At 35.2% G+C, this 21,117-nt stretch carries 19 protein-coding genes and 2 tRNA genes; 15 read left to right on the top strand and 6 right to left on the bottom strand.

Annotated elements, in window-relative coordinates:
- Nucleotides 1-151 precede the first annotated feature (151 nt).
- Both AAGD44_RS04240 and AAGD44_RS04235 read right to left on the bottom strand, forming a co-directional pair.
- A complete protein-coding gene (locus AAGD44_RS04240; RefSeq protein ID WP_341763528.1) occupies nt 152-370 on the bottom strand; it encodes a conjugal transfer protein TraD in 219 nt (72 codons plus the stop codon).
- Nucleotides 371-389: 19 nt separating this feature from the next.
- Nucleotides 390-746 (bottom strand): hypothetical protein, encoded by a 357-nt coding sequence (locus AAGD44_RS04235; RefSeq protein WP_341763527.1) that lies wholly within the window; start codon nt 744-746, stop codon nt 390-392.
- A gap of 400 nt (nt 747-1,146) precedes the next feature.
- Between AAGD44_RS04235 and mobQ the strand changes: the two genes are divergently transcribed.
- The gene (gene mobQ, locus AAGD44_RS04230) at nt 1,147-1,974 is read left to right on the top strand and encodes a MobQ family relaxase (protein WP_341763526.1); all 828 of its coding nucleotides are present in this window, start codon (nt 1,147-1,149) and stop codon (nt 1,972-1,974) included.
- Between the two features lie 495 nt (nt 1,975-2,469).
- On the opposite strand, the gene AAGD44_RS07820 is transcribed toward mobQ, so the two are convergent.
- Nucleotides 2,470-2,553 (bottom strand): hypothetical protein, encoded by an 84-nt coding sequence (locus AAGD44_RS07820; protein ID WP_410521009.1) that lies wholly within the window; start codon nt 2,551-2,553, stop codon nt 2,470-2,472.
- Nucleotides 2,554-2,852: 299 nt separating this feature from the next.
- On the bottom strand, nt 2,853-4,682 hold the full coding sequence (locus AAGD44_RS04220; RefSeq protein WP_341763524.1) for a hypothetical protein: 1,830 nt from the start codon (nt 4,680-4,682) through the stop codon (nt 2,853-2,855).
- Nucleotides 4,683-5,877: 1,195 nt separating this feature from the next.
- Between AAGD44_RS04220 and AAGD44_RS04215 the strand changes: the two genes are divergently transcribed.
- The 4 genes from AAGD44_RS04215 to AAGD44_RS04200 all read left to right on the top strand — a co-directional run bounded on the left by AAGD44_RS04215 (nt 5,878) and on the right by AAGD44_RS04200 (nt 8,461).
- Complete coding sequence (locus AAGD44_RS04215) at nt 5,878-6,507, top strand: bifunctional (p)ppGpp synthetase/guanosine-3',5'-bis(diphosphate) 3'-pyrophosphohydrolase (protein ID WP_341763523.1); 630 nt, start codon at nt 5,878-5,880, stop codon at nt 6,505-6,507.
- A 40-nt stretch (nt 6,508-6,547) separates the two neighbouring features.
- On the top strand, nt 6,548-6,706 hold the full coding sequence (locus tag AAGD44_RS04210; protein WP_341763522.1) for a palindromic element RPE1 domain-containing protein: 159 nt from the start codon (nt 6,548-6,550) through the stop codon (nt 6,704-6,706).
- Between the two features lie 211 nt (nt 6,707-6,917).
- On the top strand, nt 6,918-8,261 hold the full coding sequence (locus AAGD44_RS04205; protein WP_341763521.1) for an MFS transporter: 1,344 nt from the start codon (nt 6,918-6,920) through the stop codon (nt 8,259-8,261).
- Between the two features lie 53 nt (nt 8,262-8,314).
- Complete coding sequence (locus tag AAGD44_RS04200; RefSeq protein WP_341763520.1) at nt 8,315-8,461, top strand: palindromic element RPE1 domain-containing protein; 147 nt, start codon at nt 8,315-8,317, stop codon at nt 8,459-8,461.
- 3 nt (nt 8,462-8,464) lie between these two features.
- On the opposite strand, the gene AAGD44_RS04195 is transcribed toward AAGD44_RS04200, so the two are convergent.
- Both AAGD44_RS04195 and AAGD44_RS04190 read right to left on the bottom strand, forming a co-directional pair.
- Entirely contained in the window at nt 8,465-9,112 is a 648-nt protein-coding gene (locus AAGD44_RS04195) for an HD domain-containing protein (protein ID WP_341763519.1), read from the bottom strand.
- Between the two features lie 726 nt (nt 9,113-9,838).
- Nucleotides 9,839-10,258: a hypothetical protein gene (locus tag AAGD44_RS04190; protein ID WP_341763518.1), complete on the bottom strand. Its 420-nt coding sequence runs from the start codon at nt 10,256-10,258 to the stop codon at nt 9,839-9,841.
- 225 nt (nt 10,259-10,483) lie between these two features.
- Between AAGD44_RS04190 and AAGD44_RS04185 the strand changes: the two genes are divergently transcribed.
- The 10 genes from AAGD44_RS04185 (at nt 10,484) to tig (ending at nt 20,883) form a co-directional block, all read left to right on the top strand.
- Entirely contained in the window at nt 10,484-11,968 is a 1,485-nt protein-coding gene (locus AAGD44_RS04185; protein WP_341763517.1) for an Npt1/Npt2 family nucleotide transporter, read from the top strand.
- Between the two features lie 256 nt (nt 11,969-12,224).
- Nucleotides 12,225-12,299: transfer RNA gene (locus AAGD44_RS04180), tRNA-Gln, on the top strand.
- 1,173 nt (nt 12,300-13,472) lie between these two features.
- Nucleotides 13,473-14,768: an MFS transporter gene (locus AAGD44_RS04175; RefSeq protein WP_341763516.1), complete on the top strand. Its 1,296-nt coding sequence runs from the start codon at nt 13,473-13,475 to the stop codon at nt 14,766-14,768.
- 27 nt (nt 14,769-14,795) lie between these two features.
- Nucleotides 14,796-15,212: a 6-carboxytetrahydropterin synthase gene (locus AAGD44_RS04170; protein ID WP_341763515.1), complete on the top strand. Its 417-nt coding sequence runs from the start codon at nt 14,796-14,798 to the stop codon at nt 15,210-15,212.
- A gap of 18 nt (nt 15,213-15,230) precedes the next feature.
- On the top strand, nt 15,231-15,527 hold the full coding sequence (gene cutA / locus AAGD44_RS04165; protein WP_341763514.1) for a divalent-cation tolerance protein CutA: 297 nt from the start codon (nt 15,231-15,233) through the stop codon (nt 15,525-15,527).
- Between the two features lie 396 nt (nt 15,528-15,923).
- The gene (locus AAGD44_RS04160) at nt 15,924-17,126 is read left to right on the top strand and encodes a dicarboxylate/amino acid:cation symporter (RefSeq protein WP_341763513.1); all 1,203 of its coding nucleotides are present in this window, start codon (nt 15,924-15,926) and stop codon (nt 17,124-17,126) included.
- A 351-nt stretch (nt 17,127-17,477) separates the two neighbouring features.
- Nucleotides 17,478-17,906, top strand: coding sequence for a universal stress protein (locus AAGD44_RS04155; protein WP_341763512.1), 429 nt, complete (start codon nt 17,478-17,480; stop codon nt 17,904-17,906).
- 260 nt (nt 17,907-18,166) lie between these two features.
- The gene (gene dapE, locus AAGD44_RS04150) at nt 18,167-19,315 is read left to right on the top strand and encodes a succinyl-diaminopimelate desuccinylase (protein ID WP_341764679.1); all 1,149 of its coding nucleotides are present in this window, start codon (nt 18,167-18,169) and stop codon (nt 19,313-19,315) included.
- 1 nt (nt 19,316) lies between these two features.
- Nucleotides 19,317-19,401, top strand: a tRNA-Leu gene (locus AAGD44_RS04145).
- 138 nt (nt 19,402-19,539) lie between these two features.
- Nucleotides 19,540-20,883, top strand: a complete 1,344-nt coding sequence (tig, locus tag AAGD44_RS04140) for a trigger factor (protein ID WP_341763511.1) — start codon at nt 19,540-19,542, stop codon at nt 20,881-20,883.
- Nucleotides 20,884-21,117: the final 234 nt, after the last annotated feature.

The raw sequence follows: 21,117 nt of genomic DNA, 5'->3' as shown, positions 1-21,117 counted from the left end.
GTTTATTGTGCACGCTTCCCCATGAGCAAACTACATCAACAAAACCAAGCAGATTGGTTTGCAGTCTTAAGTTATAATATTTGGTATCTTTCCTCCAACTATATTTCACTTAAAGCCATTTTGTATATTTCTACAAAGTACCAAAAACCAACTATACTTTTTTGATTAAGTCTTTGCCTAATTCTTTAAATTTTTGTGCAAAGTTAGAATTGTGTAGTAAGTCTTTACCATGTAATAACATCCCATATAAAGTAGCAGGATCATGTGGATAGAAATGATCGAGTCCAGCTTTAACAAATAAGCCCCCTAGAATAATTTTTTTGCGAGTATCATTTTTACGTTGTTGAATAGATATTTTTACCTCTTGCATACGGAAATAATGTATTTTTCTAATGATTCGTTTGAGTTGGTTTTTGGTTTGATGATTTACTATTACTGGGAGATTTACGGGATTTAGCCAGCTCTTTAAATTGTAGAAGAGTAGGATGATTTTTGTTTTCAGGATCAGCAGCAAATATTAGGAAGCCAGTGAGTAAGTGGTCATCAATGGTTAAAGAGTTTTGCCTAACAATAATGCTTGCCAATTCACTTTGTCTTTTTTTAATCAATTGTTGTTTTTGTACTTCTATGGAAGCTAATCTTTCGGTAGCAGATCTAGTTTTAGAAGGCATATGCGTTCCATTATTTAAGTTAAAAATAGTTCTAATAGTATAAAATCCATAGTTTATTTTGTTATTTGTAGTCAAAAATAAGCTAACTCTATAGAGAGTTACGGTGGTTACAGTGTAAAAACAAATAGTCATATCAACAACATATATTTGTTAGCACTCCCCCGATATTACCATTGGGGGGTTTAAAAGGGGGTAGTATACCCCCTTTTAAACCCCGTAGCAAGAAAAAATGCGATTAAGTGGTTGAAAAAAGTAGAAACATCTGTAGAATAAGTTCTATTAGTAGGCTAATAGTGCACTGATACGTTTGGGTTTCACCCAAACGTGCGCTTATAGTAAGTTAAATACTAACCTAAAATATGTAAGGAATGCCTATTAAGGCAAGTAATAAGGATATTACTTGCTGGTTTTCGATGGCTATTTCAATATTTAGTTTACTTTTTTGCACTAAACTAACAACATTTTTGGCAAGCATATGGCGATATTTCATCATCATACCCAAGTTATCGGTAAGAGCAGTGGTAGAAGCGCGGTAGCTGCTGCAGCATATCGAAGTGGTTCAAAGCTGCTTGAGCATATTGTTGATACCGATACTGGTTTAACTACGGAGCAAGTATGGGATTATAGTAAGAAGCAGGGGGTAGTGTTTAGTAATATATATGCTCCTGAAGGTTCGCCTGAATGGGTATATGATCGAGAGAAGTTGTGGAATAAAGTAACCCATAGAGAAACACGAAAAGATGGTCAGTTAGCCAGAGAATTCGACATTGCCTTACCAGTAGAATTAACGCGTGAGCAGAATCAAGTTTTGATGGAGGAAATAGTTAAAGAGTGTTACGTCAAATATGGAATGGTAGCAGATGCTAACTTGCATTTAGATAATCCAAAAAACCCACATTTTCATGTGATGTTGAGTATGAGAGATTTGGTAGAAAAAGACAATGGTATGGTAGAATTTGGTTTAAAGAATAGAGAGTGGAATAGTAAAAGTTTTATAGTACAAACACGGGAGAAGGAAGCAGAAATCATCAACAAGCATTTAGAGTTTTATGGTCATTTATCAAGAGTATCGCATTTATCACATAAGGATCGAGGGATAGACCTTATTCCTACCATACATGTTGGAGTAGCGCATCATATTCATGGAACAGAACGCAGGCAATTAAATGCTGAAATCATAGCTGAAAATGCTAAAAGGGGCGCAGTTCATACGTCTATGTACGCTGCGGTACTCGACTTCGTTTCTCCTAAAAATTCTTCAATTATCTTTAGGTTATGCAAGAGGTCTATTTTGTTACCATAACATCTTGCTCCTCTTAAACTTCAACCATATAGAGGACAAGCGTTATCTTCTATCCCAGATTCATCAAGATATACTAGCTTTTCTGGTGGAATTTAAGTTATCTCTTCCCAAAACTTCTCTCTTGCTACTATATCCCTCTTGGGGTGATAAAAGGTTTTTTTTATATGTGTAATTAAAGCTTTTTAAAGCACGCTTAATTGTTGAACTCGACATTCTATTGGGCATTAGCTCTCCTATCTCTTGAATACTTCTCCCCTCATTTATCTTCATGAATTCTAAAAACTCTGCTTTATCTTTTATTAGCTTCCGACTATATCCATTCTGATAACCACACTTGGCTTTGATATCACCAGTGCTTTCTTTAATAGACCTCTTGCATAACCTAAAGATAATTGAAGAATTTTTAGGAGAAACGAAGTCGAGTACCGCAGCGTACATAGACGTACGTGAGGAACAGAGAGGAGTTTCGACGACAAAATTACCAATTAGATTAGGTTATGCAAGAGGTCTAATCTTCTTCCATTTATATACTGTCTCTCTACAAACCTTAAATATTCCCGTTATCTTTGCTACTGGCATCTTAGATTCTAGGGCCGATATTACTCTTATACGTAATTCATATGGATAAGGGGCTGCCATGTATTCTCTCTCTTTATTATCTTCCCTAAATCTTATATCACTTCCCCCTTGACTTGTCCATACCTCAATGACTTAAGCTATATGACGACGCCAATTCTTGAAGTTCCTAGAGTATACTCGGTATTTGTCTTATGCAAGTAGCCTATTGCTCTATTCTTAAACCTACGAATTCTGGATAATAAGCTATCCTGAATTCATGTAAACAATATAAACATTATAGTATTGAGAGGTAGGGTTTTTTAAATTAAGTACTCAACTATATCACTCCATCCTAATATATTTGAGTCTTCTGATTGCTGCGTTAAATCTTGAGAATAAGAATCGAAATCTTCTGCTAAGGCATTAGGTAAAGGATTGACATAACAGTCTCTTGTCTGTTTCTCAATCTTATCTAGGGTATTTTGTAGGATTTGACAATCATCTTGTTCAGAATTAATTCCTATCCTAGCAATGGCTTTATTAACCAGCTTATAACCCTTACGTACTAATTGGGCGCCACACTTATAATGACCGTTTGGGCTTTCAACTGCCTGGGCTGTTTGTTGAAAAATACCTATACTACTTTTAGATATTGAAGTTATCCTATTATCATCAGCTACTATCTCCACAGCCCGTTGACCCCCCACGATCAAAATATTATCACCTGGTGATATTTTCTGTAGAGGGTGAATAGTATTACAATGATTTGACAGCCTCGCATCTGCCTCCTCTCTATAGCTTATACTTTTATAGGCTTCTATTTCTATTTTGTCACACCGTAACATTTTAATATTATTGTTCTCAGGTTTACAAGTTAAGACAGTATAACTACCTTCCTCTACAGTAGATGATTTAGAAGTTGTTGGTTTAGCAGTTGTTGGCTTAGGCGTTGTTATAGATGTTGTATTAAGTATATTGTTATAAGTGTTAGCATAATTATCTAAATTATCTTTGAACCTTACTACTTTAAATTCCGGCTCTAAATGTATAGCTATACACTCATCACTTGCTGTTCCCTTACTAACACATCCAAGATATTGTTCTAGACCTGCTGGATTGTATTGTTTAATATCCCGTACTACAGCAAACCCTATACTATAGTTATCCGAGTAATCCAAGGGATCTAATATCTGTCGTAAATTAGGATACTGTGGTGTATACCATCCTTGAGGGGAGGAATCGCTCTCATATACTTGGGGAAAGTGGGAAGTCATAAGTCGCTGTGCAGTGATAAGGCTGTCACGTTCAAGTGTTGAATCATGGTATTTATTTTGTACTGCTGTTGCTTCAGTATTACGGGCACGGCCTTCCGCTAGCCCCCTGTTGCTATCATGTCCCAAAGTCTGCTGGAAACCTATAAGATGGTCTATTTCATGTATGGTTGTAGCATATTCTTCTTGAGGGCCCATTTTTTTAATTTGTATAACACAATTAAAGGTTCTGCTATTACTAGCCAAAGTAAGTGTAATAGTAGAATTAGCAGAAGGACTATAAGCACCTAGGTAATGTGGAGATTCGTTTATTACAGTTTTCTTGTAAAATTTGCACAGTTGGACAGTATGGGGCCACTCAGAAGGGTAGTCACTCCGCAATATTTCTATAGCATCCCCCATCGCCTCCGCGGTTTGCAGTATTTCTGCCTCCGACATATCGGGGTCATACTCTAGCTCTACTATCGCATCCCCCGACCTAAGGTATGATTTAGCCTCGCCGCGCACCGGCGAATTTGCATTATTATGGCTAGCTCTAGAATTTGAGGGTTGAAGAGGTAATCCGCTGTTTGGTACGGTATCATCTCTGTGGTTATTGCTACTGCTCATCTCAGGGAAACCGAAATTATCGTATTCTTGAGAACCTAAAAAAAAGGCTTTTGTCCATCGGTCATTTAGGCGATCATCCCTCTGTCCGTTTTTAGTAACTTGCCTATAGAAAGGGTTGTAATTAGCCTCACGTGAGCGACCTATGTCGCTACCAACCTGTGCCAGATCTTCAGATTGCACATGATGAGGGCGTCCGGAAACAGTCGGCAGGTTGCTAAGTAAGTGACTAACAACCGGTAATAATGACAAGAAATGTTTCAAAATGTTCATATTATTAATAATTATTTAGTTAATGATAATGCTTCATACTTTTAACTCTATATATACTCGGTGAACTTCAAGAATTGGCGTCGTCATGTCTAAAGACTGCACTCCTCACGTACTAATATGTACGCTCCGGTGCGCGACTTTGACCCTCCTCGCTCTTCTTGAAGTTGACCTTCGTCTACCAACTCTTCAGGTACGAACAGTATATCCTAACCCAATGAAAGCAAAATAATGAAACTTGTCAGGGGCGGATATCTCAAATAATGCAAGGTAGTTTATGGTTAAAAGTTTGAAACAGCGGTAGTATACACATATCTTAATAGCAATCAATTAATTATTAATTAATAATTAAACTTTTTTGTTAATAGGTAATAAAAAATTATACTTTGCAACAAGCAATTCAATATAAAAATATGGCATCGCTGATAAATAGTTGATGGCGATCAAAGATTGTGCTTGGGTACCGTAAACGTCATCAACTATTTATCAGCAATGCCAAAAATATCTATATTATACCAAATATAAGATTACTTATGCTGCTTACGCCCTCTCACCTTAAAATCCATATATACTGCTAGCACCTGAAGAGTTGGTAGACGATAGAATCAACTTCAAGCAGAGCGAGGAATGGCGAAGTCGAGAAGCGCAGCGTACTATAGTACGTGAGCATCCTCGATCTTTAGGGCAAGACGACGCCAATTCTTGAAGTTCCTAGAGTATACTATCAATTAAACCCCTTTGGCTATGCGTAAGGGGAATCAGGCCAGGTTTCGAGACAAAATTACCGACTAGATCGCCTTATACAGGAAGGTTATTATGAGGTTAAATGATATTTTTATATTTTGCTCTTGAATATTTCAAATAAAGTTTTAGGATTAAAAAACTTATTTCATAAAGATCAGCTTTTCTTTTTTATAATTTTTACTATATTTAAACACAAAGTTGTAATAAAAAAGATAGCCATAACTTCATAATGATGTAATCAGAGCTGATAGGACACTTTCTAAGAAAATGATTTAATTAACCTTGTAATAGAATATAATACTTTTAGTATAACTTCTCATTAAAAAGGGGAGCTTATTAAAAAAAATGCAAGGGGTACATTATAACAATTTGAAGAATGGCCAAATAATTTTTAACACATTAACTAATTTATTAGCTTCCCCAGGTATTTTAACTCTTCCGAAGGCAGCAGGGTATGCATTTTATGCTATATGATTATACTGAAAGTTTATACAATATTATTAGCACAATTCGTATGCACTTATCCCAAAATTATGTAACCCCAAAAATATCCTATAGATTAAAAGATCCTTATTCAATTCTCAAAAAAATGATCAGAAAGGGCATTGATATACAAGAATTAACTGACGTAATTGCCATTAGAATTATAGTAGAGACTAAAGAAGACTGTTATAAGAGCTTAGGTATTATCAATTATATATACCAAATCAATTTAGAAAAGCTTAAGGATTTTATTAGTAACCCTAAAGGTAACGGTTATCAATCTTTACATGTAGTCGTGGTAAATGCTTTTCCAGGTCGCAATATAGAAATCCAAATACGTACTAATCAAATGCATAAAATAGCCGAATTTGGTGCGGCAAATCATAATGAATATAAGAAAGAACAAGGCGAAAGAATCAAAAGATTATTTAACACTGTAAGAAGTAAAATATCAGTTCATAAAGCTTATAAGATTTTAGAAGAATTTGACTGGACTACCTTTGATCTAATGGCGTATGAAAAAGAGATTAAGAATCTTTGGCATTATTGTTTAATTAATCTGCATGAAATACAAAAGCAACTTAAAAGTGACCGAGACTAGGTTTTGAGTTACCTCTATGTTAATTTAATTATTAGACCTCTTGCATAACCTAAAGATAATTGAAGAATTTTTAGGAGAAACGAAGTCGAGTACCGCAGCGTACATAGACGTACATGAGGAACAGAGAGGAGTTTCGACGACAAAATTACCAATTAGATTAGGTTATGCAAGAGGTCTATTGGAGCAAAAAAGCTTATAGAAACGCACGTAATAAATTCTCAACTAAAATATCACGTGCTACTAAAAATTTTATTAGTTATTTAAGAGCCTGCTATTAAACTTTATTAACAAGCAGTCTAATTTATAATAGTATTGTAAGATATACTACTCGTCTTTGAAGAATCCTCATTTTATTTTAAGCAATTCTTGAGAGATGAGTAATATATAGCTTTTTAAATTGGTGCTTGATTATGGATAAATATATACAAGCTGATGGGAAGATTATCACCCCTCAAACTCACCTAACTAGTAAACAAAAGGAAGCTGTTGGGTTATTGTCAATAGGCACCCTACTTGAACATTTTGATTTAATGCTTTTTGTGCATATGTCGGTATTGCTCAATGAGCTATTTTTCCCTAAAGTAGATGACAGAATGAAGGCCTTATTGTCTGCTACCACTTTTTGTTCTACTTTTGTTTTTCGCCCTGTGGCTGCTTTATTATTTGGGTGGATAGGTGATAATATCGGCCGCAAAGCTACTGTAATAATTACTACCGCCTTAATGGCGGTATCCTGTGTAGTCATGGCTAATTTACCAACTTATGCCCAAATAGGCATTGCTGCCTCTTGGATTATGATCATATGCCGGATTGTGCAAGGAATATCTACCTCAGCTGAACTAATTGGAGCAGAAATTTATTTAAGTGAAATAAGTAAGCCACCTATACAATATCCGATAGTAGCAATGATTGGCTGTTTTGGTGTATTAGGAATTAGCTGCGCTTTGGGCGCTGCTACATTATTTACTTCTTATGGTCTTAATTGGCGTATAGCTTTTTGGCTTGGTGCTACCGTCGCTATAGTAGGGTCTTTAGCCAGGACTCGCTTAAAAGAAACCCCAGAATTTGTTAATGCCAAACTAAGAATAAAGAATAAAGTAGAAAAAATTTTTAAAACCCCTGATCTTCTTAAAGAAAATATAATATTACATGACAAATTAAATATTAATCCCGGGATATTTTATTTTTTAGTGCAATGCTCGTGGCCAGTTTATATGTATTTTGGTTACATTCATTGCGGTAATTTATTAGTAAGTCGATTTGGTTATAAAGCTGAGCAAGTTATTCAACAAAATTTTAGCGTTTCTCTAGTGCATTTGGCGACTATGCTAATATTAGCAGCAATGAGTTACAGGATATATCCGCTAAAAATTTTGAAGACCCTAACTATTATATTTGGTATTTTTAGCCTACTATGTCCCTTATTGTTGGATAAAATTAATAGTCCTTTTCAATTATTTTTAATCCAGGCATTTGTCATGATCTTTGGTCCTAAGAGTGATTTCCCTGCCTCACCAGTATTTTTTAGGAATCTACCTGTTTTTACACGTTTTACCCAAGCTAGTCTTGCTTTTGCAATATCGCGAGCACTAATTTATGGCATTACCTCTTTTGGGCTAATTTCTTTAATAGATTATTTTGGTAATATGGGGCTACTATTTATATTATTACCAGTGATCATAGGCTATGCTATTGGTATCAATTATTTTGAAAAGCTGGAGAAACAAAATGAGCAGTATACTCGAATGATTTGAAGCATTGGATCTGAAAACGAATGTCGAAGGAGCCAAAGAGTATAATAGACCTCTTGCATAACCTAAAGATAATTGAAGAATTTTTAGGAGAAACGAAGTCGAGTACCGCAGCGTACATAGACGTACGTGAGGAACAGAGAGGAGTTTCGACGACAAAATTACCAATTAGATTAGGTTATGCAAGAGGTCTAATGATATAATTTTTAAAGAGAGGAGTCGCCATCGGTAGTAAACAATTTCAAGGAGGTGGCGGCTTCAGAACATAACTTATACAGTTCCTCTTCTAATTCAGGGTTTTCTAAATACGCAGCAAGAGCTATAAAAATTAAGGTAGTTTCCTCAATTATTTTCTTAGCTTTATCTAACGATTTAATTTTGATTGTTCGCATGTTATGAAGGCGATCGAACAACTTGATGAATAATAAATTATAATTTTTTTGTAACCATAAAGCTTTAATTAAATCTTCAGAGCGATTATTTGTATCTGATTTAGCTTTAGTTAACTGTGCTACTTGACTTGCAACTTGTTCTCCGAAAATGACTGCAATATCCTCACGAGTTAATTTAGTGTCTTCAATAGTATCGTGTAATATACTAGTCACAATAACATCAGTCCGAAATAAGTAATCAGAAACCATGTATGCTACTTCTAACGGATGGGAATAATAAGGTTCTCCTGATTCTCTGTTCTGCTGCCCGTGATATTTTTTAGCATAATATATTGCTTTTTGTACCTCATTAATATCCACTTGATTATTGAATTCTTTATTTAACTTCATAAGTTTATTAATTAACCTATCACTGTAAGTACAATGTTCAAGCTTTTCTTGCCAATCTTCAATATCTTCCATATCAAACTAAAATTATAAGTTATGTATACTGCTCTCGCGTGGCGCGCGTGCACGACGACCTCAATTCTGAAGATCACAAGAGTATATACTGCTCGTACTTCAAGAATTGGATTTTATTTTAAATGGCGAGCGTTTGCTGCGTACATGCCAGTACGTGAGCACGTGAGCACGTGAGTCCATGATAAAATAAAAAAACAATTTTTGAAAGACGAGTAGTATATCAGCAACTAAATATTTGCAATTTAGTAAGCAACCTTATAATAAAGCACCCTAAAATATTTACAAATAAAATTTAAGAAAGAAAACCAAAAAGTGAAATAGAGCAAAGAAAACAATACAAAAATTTAAAATGTTTGAGCTGAGCTATGTTGAGAGTAATTTCTTATTTTATCCACCCGTGGGATATAAGAACCTAGGGAACATTACTTCTTAATATCCAAAAAACAGGCCTATGTCCCACCTCGCATTAAGCAGGAGCTAGAAAGGGCCTCTTCACCCCAGGACCGTGCGCGAGTAAATGAAGAGTGGTAGACGACGATAGAATCAACTTCAAGAAAGGGCTAGCGTGGCAAAGTCACGCAGCACAGGTCTTTAGGGCTCGGGCGCACGCCAATTCTTGAAGTACGAGCAGTATAAATAGGTACAGCTGAAGAGACCCCCTTAGAGATTCGGCGTGCCAAATTACCAGCTTGGTACGAACTTCGAAGGAGGCCTAATGAACTAATTTTACTTGGCCAGTACCTTGTTGGTATTGGTTTGATGAGGAGCCTCATTATTTTTAGGCGTATTAATAGCTTCTTGCTTATTTACCTGATCTTTTTTTAGAGTTAATATTCTTTTTTTATATTTTTGCTCTTCGGCTAAGTAGTGTTGTGCTTCTTGAGTAATTCTTTTATATAACTCACGTTTCTCTTTATTGATGTTAGCTATTTTAATTCTATATTCTTTTACTTCTGTTCTTACATTTGCTGGAATGGTAGCAACATAGGAATCAAAATCATTAATAATTTTTTGTAACTCATCGGTAGTATTATTTTTATTGAGATGTTTAGGGCTAGAAGGGGGGGGTTGCTGATCCGCTAAGCTAGTAGAGTTTAAAAATAAAAGCCCTACCATCGCAGTTATTAACCTAATTTTTTTTGTCATGACAATCTCCTAAATATTTGTTAAACAAAGTATTTATATTAGTACTTGCTAAATATCAAAACTATTGTTATATTTTAATAACACAATATACACTATAATATCCCCCTTTAGTCAATCAAAAGATACATCTTATTGCGAATTAATAATTGCGGTAATCATTTGGTTTGACTTTTTCTTATCTTTCTATATCATGCGTTGATATTAATTATTAACTGTAAAAGTAGTATGAGTAAGGCAGAAAATAATAGTTACTTCTCAGAAATGAGGAAGGTCATTTGGCCAATTGAATGGCATGAAAATAAAAAATTCCTGCCTATGGCCGCTATGATGTTTTGTATTTTATTAAATTACTCTACTCTTAGGTCCATAAAAGATGGTTTTGTTGTAACTGCTATAGGACCAGAAGCTATCAGTTTTCTAAAAACTTATATTGTACTACCTGCTGCAGTAATTGCTATGGTAGCTTATGTAAAGCTTTGTGATGTATTAAAACAAGAGAATGTTTTCTATGTAGTTACAGGCTTTTTTATTGCATATTTTGCAATATTTACTTTAATTTTATACCCTTATCCTGATTTAGTCCATCCTAATGCCGAAACAATAAGCGCCTTGAGCCAAGAATATCCTAACTTAAAGTGGTTTATTAGAATAATTGGTAAATGGAGCTTCGCTACTTTTTATGCTATGGCTGAGCTTTGGGGTAGTATGATGTTGAGTTTACTATTTTGGCAATTTGCTAATCAGATTACTAAAACTGAAGAAGCGAAACGTTTTTATTCTATGTTTGGTATGCTTGCAAATTTATCCTTGCCAGTTACTGCCTTAATATTGGGATATTTTTTAAGTAAAGAGACCCACATAGTTTCAGAAGAGTTAAAATTTATTCCATTACTGCTTATTATGATATTTAGCAGTATAGTTGTTATATTATTGTATAGATGGATCAACAAAAGTGTACTGGCAGACCCTACTATATATGAACCCACTAATAAAGTATCTAAGAAAAGTAAAGTCAAATTGTCACTTGCAGAAAGCTTTAAAATGATTTTGACATCAAAATATTTAGGGCTCATTGCTTTACTCGTTTTAGCGTATGGGGTTTCAGTAAATCTTGTAGAAGGGGTATGGAAATCAAAAATTCAGCAATTATATCCCACGAAAGAAGAATATACTATGTATATGGGGCAATTCCAAGCGTGGCAAGGATTTACTGCTATATTATTTATGATTGTTGGTAGTAATATTTTAAGAAGAGTGTCATGGTTAACCGCTGCTATGATTACTCCTATCATGATGTTAATTACTGGTATAGCGTTCTTTACTTTTATTCTCTTTGATAATGTTATAGCCCTGCATGTTACCGCACTATTTACTTCTGGGCCGTTAGCGGCAGCAGTTATGATTGGTATGATACAAAATGTATTAAGTAAGGCAACAAAATATTCATTATTTGATGCTACTAAAAATATGGCTTATATTCCTTTGGACAAAGAGCTTAGAACAAAAGGTCAAGCAGCGGTGGAGGTTATAGGAGGTAGATTTGGTAAATCTGGGGGGGGTATCATCCAGTCAACTTTTTTTATTTTACTTCCTTCCTTTACTTTCGCTGAAGCTACCCCATATTTTGGTGGAATATTTTTTGTTATTGTAATTTTATGGATATATGCTGTTAAAGCTTTGAATAAAGAGTATAAACAGAAAGTAAGTTAACTCTAGGAGAGAGGTTCTGCATAAAAATAATCTAGCTGATAATTTGCATGTTGTGTACCTCTAGGGGGATCCCTTAGCTGCCCCCCCGGGGGGTGGCAGGGCGGGGGCACTGCGGTTTTAGGTCTGAGGCTCCTTCAAATTTCCTACGCGGTACGAGTTTCGAAAAAGGCCTATTGTGAGAGCAGCAACGCAAAATATCAAATTATATTTGACTCTAGTATTGTTTATTGCTATAAGGTTTTATCGATGAAATAGATGGGGCGTAGCCAAGTGGTAAGGCAACGGTTTTTGATATCGTCATTCGGTGGTTCGAGTCCATCCGCCCCAGCCAATAAATTCTTGTTTTCACTTTCATTAGCCAAATAACCACAAGATTTACTGAAGCGTAATATTAAGGGATAAATTTCTTATATTAAACTTAATATTAGATTTCCTGCATAAGTTGAAAATAGTTAAGGGATTTTTAGGCAAAACGAAGCTGAAACCGCAGTTGACAAGAATATACATGAGGAGCGGAGGCAAGTTTTGACGACAAAATCAATCCCCCAATCGACACCAACTAGGTTCTGTGAAGGTTTCTAGGTAATGAGTAGATTTATAGGCATTTTTGCTCATAGAACCGCAGCGCACTAGGGTGTATGTGAGGATCTGAGAACGAAAATAACGACGAAATCGACCATTAGATAGAAACCTTCACAGAACCTAGATCGACTTATGAAGGAAGTCTACTTCTTTAGGCAACTTATCACCACTCGCATCGAGCAGGAATTTTGAGGTGGACTCTTTGACCCAAAATCGCATCACACTTGAGTGGGTAGCTTATATCATTATGATACGGACATGATAGTATGCGGAAAATATAGTAGCTATGTATACTTGAAGATAAATACCCTGTACACACCTTAATGGACTATACTATAGCGGAGCCCCTAGGTTCGAGGTACAAATTACCTGCGCTATACGAGTGGCAGAAGAGGTCTATTTAATTTTCCCCTTTCTAGGTTGTGTTGACAAAATAGAAAGTTGAAGCGCATTTGTTTTAAATCCTTTTATCTCATATTTCCTTCTAGGTGCTGTGAACATTTCTATGCAATAAATAGATTGATAGTCATTTTCGCTTGCAGAACCGCAAGGTACTAGGGGCAGCTGAGGATTCGAGAATGAAAATAACGGTGGCGCTAATTCTTGAAATTGCTAGATTCTGTGAAGGTTTCTATGTAATGAGTAGATTTATATTGATCACAGAACCGTAGCGTACTAAATGTGGGTGAGGATTCGAGAATGAAAATAACGATGAAATCCGACCATTAGATAGAAAACTTCATAGAACCTAGAGTATACTGCTCGTACTTCAAGAATTGGATTTTATTTTAAATGGCGAGCGCGCGCAGCGTACATGCCAGTACGTGAGCACGTGAGTCCATGATAAAATAAAAAAACAATTTTTGAAAGACGAGTAGTATATGTAACAAAACCTAAAATTATTAATACACATAAGGCAATTATGGAAAATAATCCTATCAAAAAAAGGCCTACTTATGTAAAAAAATATAATAGTTGGCGTATCAGAATTTTATATTCAATAATTATTGGCTATTCAACTTTTTATTTGTGTCGGCAGAATTTTAACATTGCTATGCCAGCTTTAATGGAACATTTTGAAGTAACCAAAACTCAACTGGGATGGATTTTAACAGCCGCTTCTATAGTTTATGGTATAGGTAAATTATGCAATGGCTTTCTTAGCGATCGATCTAATGGGCGCATATTTATGGTGCTAGGGCTATTAGCTGTAGGAGTAATAACTTTTACTACCGCTTTTGTGTCGAGCATCGTAATATTAGGGCTTTTATGGATTTTAAATAATTGGTTTCAGTCAATGGGTTGGCCTCCCGCAACACGCATGTTAACCCATTGGTATGCCCCTAAAGAGTTAGGGATCAAATGGTCGTTAGGCGCTACTTCTAATCAGTTAGGAGGAGCAATGTCTATGATAATATGTGGCTATTTAGTAGAGCATTATGGCTGGGAATCAGCATTCATTATTCCAGGAATACTAGCTTTAATAATTTCTTTATTTTTATATAATAGGCTGCGTAATTCCCCCGCTGATGTAGGTTTACCAGTAGTAGAAGAATATAAAGAGTGCGAGTTACCTACTACAGATGAGTACCAAAATTTATCTATACTTACTTTATGCAAACTGATATTTCATAATAAATTAATGTGGTATGTTTGCATAGCTAATATGTTTGTCTATATGGTACGGTTAGGAATTGTTTTTTGGGCTCCCCTCTTTTTGTATCAGTTAAAAAATATATCCATCTCAGCAGTTGGCTGGCAAATTGCCTCATATGAAATTGTAGGTTTGGCTGGAGGAATTGGGGCTGGATGGATGTCAGACAAAATGTTTCAGGGAAGGAGAGGGCCTGTAGGTTCAGTTTTTATGCTGGCCTTATCTATTACTTTAATTGTATTTTGGCAGCTTCCCCAAGAGTATGAAATTTTAAGCTTAATTAGTATTACTTTAGCGGGGATCTTTGTATCAGGCCCTCAAGTGCTAATTGGAATAGCTACTGCAGACTTTACTAACAAACAGGTTGTAGGTACTGCCAATGGACTGTCTGGCTTATTTGGTTATCTTGGTTCTGCTATCGCAGGGATATGTGTAGGGTGGATCTCCGATAGTTTTGGTTGGGGCGGAGTGTTTATATTCTTTAGCTTAGCTGCTTTTCTAGGAGCAGCATTTTTTTCCTTAACCTGGAATTATAATTCTAGGAAAGCTGCTATAATTAATTAGATTTTCTTAACCTTAGGTTATATAATTATGATTCAATGTACACGTAAAGTTGAGTTTGATGCAGGGCATAGAATTATTGGCCATACCAATAAATGCCAATATCTACATGGGCACCGTTATGTTTTAGAGGTAACCGCTAATTCTTCTGTTACAGATCCTCTTGGTATGGTGGTAGATTTTGGACAAATGAAGTTAATAATAAAAAGGTGGATTGATGATAATCTTGATCATAACCTTATTCTACACCAAAATGACAAAGAAATGGGAGAAAATGTAGCACGATGGACAGGACAAAAAATCTATTATATGCAACAAAATCCAACCGCTGAAAACTTAGCGTTACATTTAAAAATAGATATATTACCAAATTTATTTACTAGTAATCATTTTATTATTACAAAAGTGAAATTATTTGAAACACCTAATTGCTTTGTTGAGGTATAAGTGGTACAAGGTTGTTGTATGATTTTAACTACTTCTAACGATCAACAGCTAGTAAATCGGTTAGTTAATCAGTTGTTAGACACAGGACTAGCTGCTTGTATACAGGTAGATAATATTACCAGCTATTTTAAATGGGAAGGTAAAATTTCTTCTCAATTAGAATATCGAGTGGTGATAAAGGCAAAATCTGCAGACTACAGCAAGATAGAAAAGGTAATTACCGATATCCACAACTATGATCTTCCACAAATAATAAAGTTAGAGATTCAAGATGGGTTACCTAAGTATTTAAATTGGATTATGCAAGGGATCTAAGGTTGACAGAGTGTTTATTAGAGCCCAGATTATCCAAAAAAATACTCTCTTCAATTTGCAGGTGTACTGCACCGCCTCAAATAAGCATTTTGATTATAGTCTATTATGGGCGTTGGCTCGTTGCTCATGTAGTATATAATAGTTAATTAAGATGAGTTAGGGGCTAAGAGCGAGGCGCGAAGCCTAGGAATACGATGAACAGCAACAAGCCAACGATAATTTATATTAATTGACTATATCCCTGGGCTTCACGCCTCGCTCCTGGTCCCTAATTCAGCTTAACTGACTATACTTAATAAGGCAATTCGTGATAAAGATATTTTTCCTTATCGCGAACTTAAGCTAAATTTGCGTATTCATGAATCAAAACACTCTATAATTTAATTAAGGATAAATATGAAATTATGGATGAAAGTTACCTTGGGGTTAATCTTGGGTATAATGGTAGGAAGATGTTTTCCGCAATATGTATCGTATATCAAGCCTATAGGAGACATTTTTTTACGTCTCATTAAAATGATTATCGCACCTTTGATATTTTTTAGTTTAGTAACAGGGATCACTAGCATGAGCGATCCTTCTACCCTTGGCAGGGTCGGAATGAAATCGGTGGCCGCATTTTTAGGTACCACCTTATGTGCAGTAATTTTTGGGATCTCAGTAGCTCTCATATTAAAGCCTGGCCACGGTATACATGTAAATTTTGATTCGCCAACAAATATCGTGCCAACAAAAAGCTTCAATTTAATTAATTTTTTTGTAGAAATCATACCTGATAATGCAGTGGCAGCTTTTGCTAATTCTAATGTATTACAAATAGTATTTTTTGCAATATTTTCTGGAGTTATAATAAATAAAATGGGGGCCGTTACTGCGCCAATTAAAGATTTATTTCATCTATTTTCAAAAATAATTTTAAAAATGATATCGGTGATTATCCAATTGTCCCCCTATGGAGCATTTGCATTAACTGCTTGGGTAGTTGGTACCCAAGGGCTCGATATAATGGTTAGCTTATCAAAGCTAGTGATTTCCATAGTGATTGCTATGTTATGCCAATATGGTATTTTTGGTATTCTAATTTATGTATTTGGACGTATATCCCCGTTACCTTTTTATAAAAAAAGTTTAGAATATCAAATATTAGCCCTATCTACAGGTAGCAGCAAAGCAAGTCTAGGAACTACAATGAAAGTATGCCAAGAAAAACTTGGTATTTCAGAATCTAGCACTTCTTTTATACTGCCGCTTGGCGCCTCCATTAACATGGATGGATTCGCTATTAACCTAGGACTTACTACCATATTCTTTGCTCAAATGATGGGCATAGATTTAGCATTCCATGATTATTTAGTTATTATTTTAACCTCCACCCTTGGCTCCATAGGAGGAGCAGGAATTCCTGGCGCTTCTTTGATAATGCTGCCAATGGTCTTATCATCAGTCAATATGCCAATAGAGGGAGTGGCCATGATAGCGGGCATTGATAGAGTACTAGATCTATTACGCACAGCGATTAATATTACGGGAGATGCTACAATTACTTTGATTATCGATAGCAGCGAAGGTACGTTAGATAGAGAAAAGTATCTTTCATGATTTATATGGGATATAGTGAATTCAGTTGAATGAGATACTAGGCGCAAGAAGGGAAGCCTAGCGCGACTTATGGCCAAAGTGATTTAGCTAGGCAATTCGTTTGTAAGAATAGTTGTTCTTATATCGAACTTAAAGTATACTCTAGGTCTGTGAAGGATTGGCGTGCGTATACGGGGCCCTAAAGAAGGTAGCGACTTTTATGTACGCTAGTGCTTCTTCGGGCTTTGCTGCTACCTTGCTTTTCTGGAAGTTCACCTTCGTCTAACAACTTTTCAAAACATAGGAGTATATATTAACTCCTAATTAGTTAATAAGAATTTAATCGTACCAATTTACTGTTAAAAGGTGCTTATGTTTAAAAATATAATAATACCGGTTGATCTAGCAGACAAACAATCTATTAAAATTATATTGTCTAAAGCTTTAGATATTGCTGACAAATTTAAAGCAAAACTACATTTCATTTATATTATCTCGGATTTTGGTATCAAAATGGTTGAAGACTATCTACCAAAAAACTGGGCAAAGATCCAAAAGGAAAAATATCAAGTACAACTACAAGAATTAATCAGTCAATATGTACCGCACGATATAGAGGGCGAATTTTATGTTGGCCGAGGAGCAATCTATGATGAAGTAATTCAATATACTAATGATGCCAGGGGCGACTTAATCATGATTTCGGCAGTAAGACCACAGTTCCGCGGATATATGTTAGGACCTAATGCCTCTAAAATTGTTCGGCACGCTAGCGTGTCTGTATTAGTGATCAGAGAATAGTGTATATATACTACTCGTCTTTCAAAAATTGTTTTTTTATTTTATCATGGACTCACGTGCTCACGTACTAGCATGTACGTGAGTAGCCTCGATCTTTAGGGCACGACGACGCCAATTCTTGAAGTTGAACGAGTATAATAGAACTCTTGCATAGCCATACCCAGCAGGGAATTTGCAGAAGACATGGAGAACAAGTCCCAAGCGCCCTAGGTTCTGTGCAGGAAATGTTCACAGAACCTATAATTAAATTAAATATTCTTATGTATATAAATTTTCTTCGGGATTTAATTGCTTTTCAATCCATTACCCCTAACAGCGCAGGCTGTATAGAATATATCAATAATATACTCGAAAAAAATAGCTTTAAAACGGAAATAAAGATATTTGGTACAAATGATAATAAAGTCACTAATCTTTACGCAGTGTATGGTGATTCTAAACCTAATATCTGTTTTGCTGGACATGTTGATGTCGTGCCGGCAGGCGATAAAACTTTATGGCTTAGTGACCCTTTTATTGCCAATATTGTAGAAGATAAAATCTATGGTAGAGGCACGGTAGATATGAAAGGAGCAATAGCGTGTTTTTTAGCAGCTAGTTTAGATTGTATTACATTAAATCCTAAACTTAAGGGCTCTATTAGTTTTTTAATTACCAGCGACGAAGAGGGGAAGGCAGAATATGGAACCAAAGAAATGCTGAAATATTTACATGTAGGTGCTAACGACTTAATTGATCTTGCTATCGTAGGGGAGCCCACAAGTGAACAACAAGTAGGCGATACTGCAAAAATTGGTAGGCGTGGTAGTATTAATTTTGATCTTACGTTATTTGGGACAGGGGGTCACGTAGCATATCCCAGGCAAGCAAATAACCCTATTCCTTGCTTAATTTATATATTAAATAATTTAATTAATTATCGTTTAGATGAAGGTAGTCAATTTTTTCAAGAATCTAATTTAGAAATTACCTCGATTGATGTAGGTAACAACACTACTAATGTCATTCCTACTAAAATTAACGCAAAATTCAATATTCGTTTTAATGATAATCATTCATCTGTTAGTATACTAAAATTAATAGAGAAAATTATTCAAGACAACTGCTGCCAATATAAAATAGAATATCAATTAAATAGTGTAGTGTCAGCGGATTGTTTTATCCAGGAACCAAAAGGGTTAATTGCCGATTTTATTCAAGTAGCCGCTAATACTACATTATTAGATACAAAAATATCTACTAGTGGCGGCACCTCAGATGCAAGATTTATTAAAAATTACTGCCCTGTGGTAGAATTCGGACTATTATTTAGTACAGCTCATAAGGTTAATGAGTATACTAAAATTATTGATTTACAAAGGCTATATCATGTGTATTATAGCTTTTTAGTGAAATGTCTAATTTACTAATGCGGGTGTGGCGAAACTGGGAGACGCACTAGATTTAGGTTCTAGCGCTGTAAGGCATGGGGGTTCAAGTCCCTCCACCCGCACCATACATAACAATAATTCGTTATCAAAACTAGCTGGAACAAAATTGTATTAGTTCTTAACAGAATTTTCTTTAAACAGAGCTAGTTTAACTTTTTTCAGATTTTATATACTATTTCAATATTGCGAATGAGAGTTTCAGTATGCAAGTTACAGAACTTAAAAATGATAGTCTAAATTTTGAGGCTAAAATAGTGATTCCCTGGGCTAAAATTATCGATGAGGTGCAGAAAGAATTAACAATTTTATCACAAAAAGTTAAAATTGATGGGTTTCGCGCAGGCAAAGTGCCTACTAAACTTATTGAAAAAAAATATAAACTATCTGTCAAATTTGATGTTATGGGCCGTGAAATCTCGCAAGCTATAAAGGATGTTGTTAAAAATTATACCTTAAATATAATAGGAGATCCTATACTAGACCCTTCCTTAGAGGAGCTTTATAACAAAGAAGAACAGGACTTAGAATTTACTTTAAAATATGAGTTACTGCCCAATATTATTTTACCAGAATTTAAGCAAATTATTATCAATCGTCCAAAGCTCATAATTCAACAAGAAGAAATTAACGCTGCACTAGATAACTTAGCATCTACTGTAAAAGCCTATACTAACGAAAACATGGACTCAGCAGAAAAGGGACATCAAGTTACTATTGATGCTATAGGGTATATTGATGGAGAAGCTTTTGCAGGAGGAAAAGTTACAGATTATAAATTAGTGCTTGGTAGTAAAACTTTTACTGATAATTTTGAAGATCAGCTTATTGGGGCCAAAGCTGGGGAAGAAGTAGAAGTCAATATCACCTTTCCGGAAGATTATCATTTAAAGGAAATCGCAGGAAAAGCTGCTAAATTTATTGTACAAATAAAAGCTGTGCATTCAGCACAAGAAGTTATTATCGATGATGAGTTTGCTCAAAAGTTTGACTGTGATACCTTAGAAACTTTATGTAATAAAATTTCTAAAAAAATTGAAGAAGAATTAGAGGAACCTATTCTTACTATAATGAAAATGAGTTTATTTGATCAATTAGAAAAAATACTAACTTTTCAAGTACCCCCATCCTTAATAACTCAAGAAATTAATATATTAAAAGCTCAAACAGAAAAAAATAGTGGTTCTAATGGTGTATTTCAAAACAAGACCGAAGAAGAAATTGATGATTATTATCATAAATTAGCTTTACGCCGTGTTAGAGTAGGGTTAATATTAGCTGAATATATGAAAATTAAAGCGCTGCAACTTACTCACGAAGATATCAACAAAGCGATCATAGCGCAGTTAAGGCATTTTCCAGGGCAAGAACAGAAAATAGTCGATTTTTACCAAAAGAACCCTAAAGCTTTAGGAAATTTAACAGGTCCTTTATTAGAAGAAAAAACAGTACAACATATTTTTGAGCATGAAGTAACCTTAAATGAAAAGGAATATACCAGAACTGAGCTAGAAGAATTTTTAACTCAGCAAGAAGATCGAATAATATAAAATTCTTAAGGCCTAATTGTTAAAATCAGCTGGGGTTTAATAGACTTCTTGTATAAGTTCGATCATTTGGTGATTTTGTTGTCAAAACGTGGCCTGGCGCTCCTCATGTACATCCTTGCCTATTGTGGTGCTCGGCTTCGTTTTTTCTAAAAACCCCTTAGCCATTTTCGACTTATGCAGGAATTCTAATGGACTAGCTAAATACCGCAGGCTATACTTTCAAAACGCGTATCG

It is taken from the genome of Candidatus Tisiphia endosymbiont of Beris chalybata, from assembly GCF_964026555.1.
Taxonomy (GTDB): domain Bacteria; phylum Pseudomonadota; class Alphaproteobacteria; order Rickettsiales; family Rickettsiaceae; genus Tisiphia.
Note: the sequence above shows the minus strand (reverse complement) of the source record. Positions and strands in the feature narration are given on the sequence as shown.